General features: G+C 57.1%; 6 protein-coding genes and 2 pseudogenes. 5 read left to right on the forward strand and 3 right to left on the reverse strand.

Annotated features, from left to right (window positions below; translation table 11 throughout):
* Together NKJ01_RS35870 and NKJ01_RS35875 are read left to right on the forward strand one after the other, a co-directional pair.
* Positions 1-562 (forward strand): rhamnan synthesis F family protein (locus NKJ01_RS35870; RefSeq protein ID WP_352735295.1); only part of this gene is annotated, 562 nt, incomplete at its 5' end.
* 67 nt (positions 563-629) lie between these two features.
* Positions 630-2,459 carry a rhamnan synthesis F family protein gene (locus NKJ01_RS35875; protein WP_352735297.1) on the forward strand — a complete coding sequence of 610 codons (1,830 nt, stop codon included), beginning with the start codon at positions 630-632 and terminating at the stop codon, positions 2,457-2,459.
* Positions 2,460-2,480: 21 nt separating this feature from the next.
* Here NKJ01_RS35875 and NKJ01_RS35880 read toward each other — a convergent pair whose 3' ends face one another.
* Positions 2,481-2,822, reverse strand: coding sequence for an acyltransferase family protein (locus tag NKJ01_RS35880; RefSeq protein WP_352735299.1), 342 nt, complete (start codon positions 2,820-2,822; stop codon positions 2,481-2,483).
* Positions 2,823-2,834: 12 nt separating this feature from the next.
* Here NKJ01_RS35880 and NKJ01_RS35885 point away from each other — a divergent pair.
* A pseudogene (locus tag NKJ01_RS35885) lies at positions 2,835-3,008 on the forward strand (transposase); the annotation flags it as partial.
* On the opposite strand, the gene NKJ01_RS35890 reads toward NKJ01_RS35885, so the two are convergent.
* A complete protein-coding gene (locus NKJ01_RS35890) occupies positions 2,945-3,775 on the reverse strand; it encodes an acyltransferase family protein (protein WP_352735305.1) in 831 nt (276 codons plus the stop codon). The pseudogene NKJ01_RS35885 and the gene NKJ01_RS35890 overlap by 64 nt on opposite strands.
* A 219-nt stretch (positions 3,776-3,994) precedes the next feature.
* On the opposite strand from NKJ01_RS35890, the gene tnpA reads away from it, so the two are divergent.
* Positions 3,995-4,375, forward strand: a complete 381-nt coding sequence (gene tnpA / locus NKJ01_RS35895; RefSeq protein ID WP_352735301.1) for an IS66-like element accessory protein TnpA — start codon at positions 3,995-3,997, stop codon at positions 4,373-4,375.
* Positions 4,372-4,473, forward strand: a pseudogene (locus NKJ01_RS35900) (IS66 family insertion sequence element accessory protein TnpB); the annotation flags it as partial. The gene tnpA and the pseudogene NKJ01_RS35900, both read left to right, overlap by 4 nt.
* 100 nt (positions 4,474-4,573) lie before the next feature.
* Here NKJ01_RS35900 and NKJ01_RS35905 read toward each other — a convergent pair.
* Positions 4,574-4,919, reverse strand: a 346-nt coding sequence (locus NKJ01_RS35905) for a tyrosine-type recombinase/integrase (protein ID WP_352735303.1), incomplete at its 5' end; no start/stop codon positions are given.

Genomic DNA, 4,919 nt, shown 5'->3' on the forward strand with positions numbered 1-4,919 from the left:
CAACAGACCCAAGGTCGAGGAAACCGCGCGGCTGTTGAAGATCAACGTCAAGTTCGATGAGAGCACGCCGGTGGCCGCCTATGGCACCATGTTCTGGTTCCGGCCACGCGCCCTGCGCAAGCTATTCGAGCACAAGTGGAAATGGGAAGAGTTCAATGCCGAGCCGGATCATCTCGACGGTGGGTTGGCGCATGCGCTCGAGCGGCTGATCGCCTACGCGGCTCAGGATGCTGGATACACCACGCAGCACATCATGTGCGCACATCAGGCGGCGCACAACTACACCATGCTGGAGTTCAAGCTGCAAAAGCTTGCCAGCCTGCTGCCATCGGGCGACTTCCAATGGCAGTGTCATATGTTGTCTGAGTGGAAGAACGCCGGCTATCCTTCGGTACACCATCTACCAGCCCCTGTTCCATGGGCGCAGACATCAGTGAGGCACTCTCTGGCCGGGCTCAATTTCGCCGTTAAAAGCTCGCTAAAATTCAGGGCGCCTGTCCTGTTCAAAATACTCAGGCCGATCTATCGCGGCATGGCCTCCGTTTTCAAGCCAAGCTCGTGAACGCAACACTTCGTAACGAAGGCATACGCATGCGGATCACTTGTCAAGCCACCAAAGAGACAGGCTGATGAGGCGTCTGGCCATTGCATTTTACTACGATCAATATGGCAAGGTAGATGATTATTATTTTCACCTGATTGCGTCGCTCCGGCCTTTTGTTGAGAAAATGCTGGTGGTTTGCAACGGTCCGATCGACAAAGAAGCTCAGTCTCGGCTCTCCGAGGCAGCTGATAGCTTCCTGATCAGGGAAAACAAAGGGTTCGATGTATGGGCCTATCGAACCGGCCTCGAACATATCGGGTGGGATGAACTTTCACGCTTCGACGAGATTTTGCTTTTCAACCACACCTTCTACGGGCCGATTTTCCCGTTCTCGGACATGTTTTCCGAGATGGACCGACGTAGCTGTGATTTTTGGGGAATTTCCGCTCACAGGGCGGTGAGACCCAATCCGATCGACGTCAGAAGATCGGAACTGCCCTTCCACCTCAACTCCCATTTCATCGCGGTGCGGCGGTCCTTGCATCAGTCAAAAGCGTTTCGTGACTATTGGACCCAGATGGCGCCCATCAACTCCTATATGGATTCAGTCGCGAAACATGAGACGGTGTTCACGGAACATTTCCAGGCCTTGGGCTTCACCTGTTCGGTCCTGCTCGATCCGGAGCGATATAAGACACCATACCCAGCTTTCATGGAGCCGGACAAAACGCTGGAGGACCGTAGCCCGATCCTGAAGCGGCGCCTCTTTTTTCACGACACGCTATCGCTCGAGCGCGAGGCTATCAACCTGCCGCGTGCTTTGGAGATAGTAGAGAATCAATCAGATTATGATTTGTCACTGATATGGAAAAGCGTTGGCCGCCTGGGCCCACCTCGTACGCTAAATGGCAATGCGGCGTTGCTCTCCGTTTTGCCGGACACTCGCATTGGTGCGCAAAGAAATTGGGACAGTTACCGGATAGCGGTTCTAGCGCATGTATATCACGTTGACATGATCGATGAGATACTGGGCTACACCGAAAATGTGCCGAAGGGCCACGACCTGATCATCACGACCGACAATGCCAGCAAGCAGGTGTTGATCCAACAAGCGGTTGCGAAGGCGCCGAACGCCAGAAATTTCATAGTCTTGGTCGTTCCGAACGACGGCAGGGATACTTCAGCACTCCTTGTCGGGTGCCGGGACTACGCAATCGGGGACCGCTACGATCTGATCTGTCGGATACATTCCAAACGCTCTCCCCAGGACGGCCCAAGGGGAGAGCTATTTAAGCTTCACAATTTCGACAACCTTCTTCACACACCTGGTTATGTCGAAAACTTGCTTGAGCTCTTTGTCGGCAATCCAGCGCTTGGTCTGGTTATGCCACCGGTGGTTCATATCGGCTACCCGACCTTGGGAAACGCATGGGCTGGCAACAGAGCTAGTGTTGCAAAGCTGGCCAAACAGCTGCGCCTGATCGTGCATTTGGACGATAGTACGCCTGTCGCGCCTTATGGTGGAATGTACTGGTTTCGCCCTGCTGCTCTAAGGAAGCTTTTCGAACATAAATGGAGCTGGGACGATTTTGCCACTTTGGAATACCGTGACGGGAGTTTGGTCCATGCTTTGGAGCGGATCATAGCCTATGTCGCAATCGACGCAGGATATACCTTCCGACACGTGATGACCGAGGGGCACGCTGCTCACAACTACGTTATGCTGGAGGCCAAATTGCAGGCATTGTGCGCCGACGGAGCGCCGGTGGAATTCGGAAACCTGGGAGTGAGAAGAGCCTTTCATGGCCTCATCTTCTCGATCAAGAGATCAATCGTGACCAGATCGCCAATAGCGTTCAGGGTCCTCAGGCCACTCTATCGCTGCCTGCAAAGGATAATTGCGCTTAGGGGTTAGCAGCGGCTTTCGTGCCTCTTCTTAGGCTGCTTTGCGAACGACCAGTCGAGGCCGTTCCTTTCGTCCTGCCAGTCGAGAGGCAAGCCGCTTGCCCCATTTGTTGGTCGGCTTTTCCAAGACATGGTAGGTCACCGCAGCAGTTGGAAGGACGCACGCCAGCGTCAGCACAAAGCAGGACGCAAACGTTTCTATCCTGCCCCCTCCCGAAGCCTGTATCTGCTTATAGAACGGGAACAGGGCAACGATGATCGGGCTATGCACGAGGTAGACCGAGTAGCTGATGTCCCCTATCCAAGCTATTGTTTTGTTGACCAAAATGTGGATCGGGCAAAGGGCGAGCCCGAGGACAAGGCAGGCGAACATAACGCCTAGCCAATGGAACGGCTCACCCTGGTCGTGCGCATCTTCCCCAACCCGCAGAGTTGCCTGCGGCTGGTTCGGGCGCTGGCGGTCGAGATCCACGAGAACTGGCTCGAGGCGACCCGCTATCTCAACATGGACCATCTGCGTGAGCACAAGAAGGAGAGCCTGAGGGCCTTGGCCGCCTGAGCACCGTCATGTGTCCGCCGCTCCGCTAAACACGGGAGCTGCGCGGCGGACACGCCGACGTCACAGCTACCGCCACGCCATTTTGCGGAACTTGACGCACACAACTGAAACCGAACATGAATATCGGCAGATGATAAAAAATCGACTGCTGTTGATAAGTTGCCGGGTCGGCCGTGAACAGCATCACCGTCATGCCGAAGACCTTTGCCACCACCAAGCTGATGAACACCGCCACCAGCGCCGACCACAGGTTTTTTGGTGCGGGCATAGACGAATGGGAATATCAGGTAGAACATCATTTCAGTGCCGGTCGTCCAGCCGGCCATGACGATTGAGGTCTGGTGGCCATACCCTGGCACGAGGTTGAAGACGAACGTCACGTTCGTCAGGAACGTGCCGATATTTAGAGCGAACCCAGATGGGTTGGTGTTGAAGAAATCCCTCATTGGCTCGAAGACGGAGAGAAGCGTGAACGCTACGAGCAAATAAAACAGCGGTGCTATACGAAAGAAGCGGCGCAAGGCAAACCCCAGGAGCGGTCGATCCTCGTCAGCATGACTGGGCTGCATCAGGCAAAGAGAGAACGTGCTGACGACGAAAAACAGCTGCACTCCCCAAACACCATGCGCGATGTAGAGGTCAAACCAAGGCATCTCCATGCCAGGCTGCGGCATGTGGGCGACGTGGACCGATATGACCCAAAGCGCCGCGATGCCACGCAGCGCGCTGAGATAGGCGTATCGAACCTGTTCTTTAGAGTCTCCGATAGGGGATCTGTAAACCCCACGCCTTTAGGCGGTTGGGATGGAGCGCTACCCGATTGAATTTTCTGGGTGAAGCATACAAGCGTAAGCGCTGTTGTGGGACCACCTTTCGGGAGTGGTCGCGATCTGTGAGGTTGCCGATCCTGTCTTGGGATCGGAGATCGGCTTGTGTCTGGACTTGACCTTACGTTTGACCCGGAGCGGCAGCCTCGGCGTTTCGAGGTGATCAACGGTGCCGGCGGTCGGCGTCAGTGGTCGGTGGATGACAAGGCGCGGATCATCGCGGAGACGCTGGAGCCGAACGCAGTCTTTTCTGGGGTCGCCCGCCGGTATGGCCTCAGGCCGCAGCAGGTCTTCGCCTGGCGCCGCGAAGCGCGCAAACAGGCCGCTTCGGTGCAGCAAGATTCTCCTGCCTTCGTGCCGGCGGTTGTGACGGCGGCGGAGCCTGTAGCCAGGCATCCAGCGAAGCAGCGGAAACGGCAAGCCACTCGGGACGCCGGCATGATCGAGCTTGAGATCGACGGCATCGCGATGCGCGTCGGCCGGGGCGCCGATACCAAGACGGTGGCCGCAGTGATCCGCGCGCTGAAGGCGACGTCGTGATCGGGCCGACGGGTGCGGTCAAGGTCATGGTGGCGACGAAGCCGGTCGACTTCCGCAAGGGCGCGGAGGGGCTGGCGGCGCTGGTGCGAGAGACGATGGGGGGCCGATCCGTTCTTATGCGTCGGGCGAGATTATGTGGCGGAGCCTTCCTGGTGCCAGCCTAGGCCCGCCGGTCCGGATTTTTCCGCCACATAATATTTAGATGCTGTTCAGCAGTTGCAGAACGGAGTCATTTGGTCGGAAACGCACGCCGTGAGCGCCGGTGACGCCCGCCTTCTCGAGTCCATTGCGCATCATCTCGACATCCGCTGCGGCATAGCGGTGGGTCGTGGCGACCTGTGCGTGCCCGAGCCAGGCTTGGATCGTCAAAAGGTCCACGCCGGACTGGAGAAGCTTCATGGCGAGGGAGTGCCGGAAGATGTGCGGCGATATGGGCTTGTCGGCCAAGGCCGGCCTGGTAGGCACGGCCTCTGTGGCCGCACGCCGCACGATATGGGTCGCTCCGAAACGAGTCAGGCGTTCGTTGCGGGCGCCGACGAATATC

Origin of the sequence: Mesorhizobium sp. M0276 (genome assembly GCF_040321755.1) — a bacterium.
In the GTDB taxonomy this organism is placed as follows: Bacteria; Pseudomonadota; Alphaproteobacteria; order Rhizobiales; family Rhizobiaceae; genus Mesorhizobium.

What these genes read in the sequence shown, in the direction of transcription:
- NKJ01_RS35875 (WP_352735297.1), top strand. Translation starts at nt 630, where the DNA reads ATGAGGCGTCTGGCCATTGCATTTTACTACGATCAATATGGCAAGGTA.
- NKJ01_RS35880 (WP_352735299.1), bottom strand. Translation starts at nt 2,822, where the DNA reads ATGTTCGCCTGCCTTGTCCTCGGGCTCGCCCTTTGCCCGATCCACATT.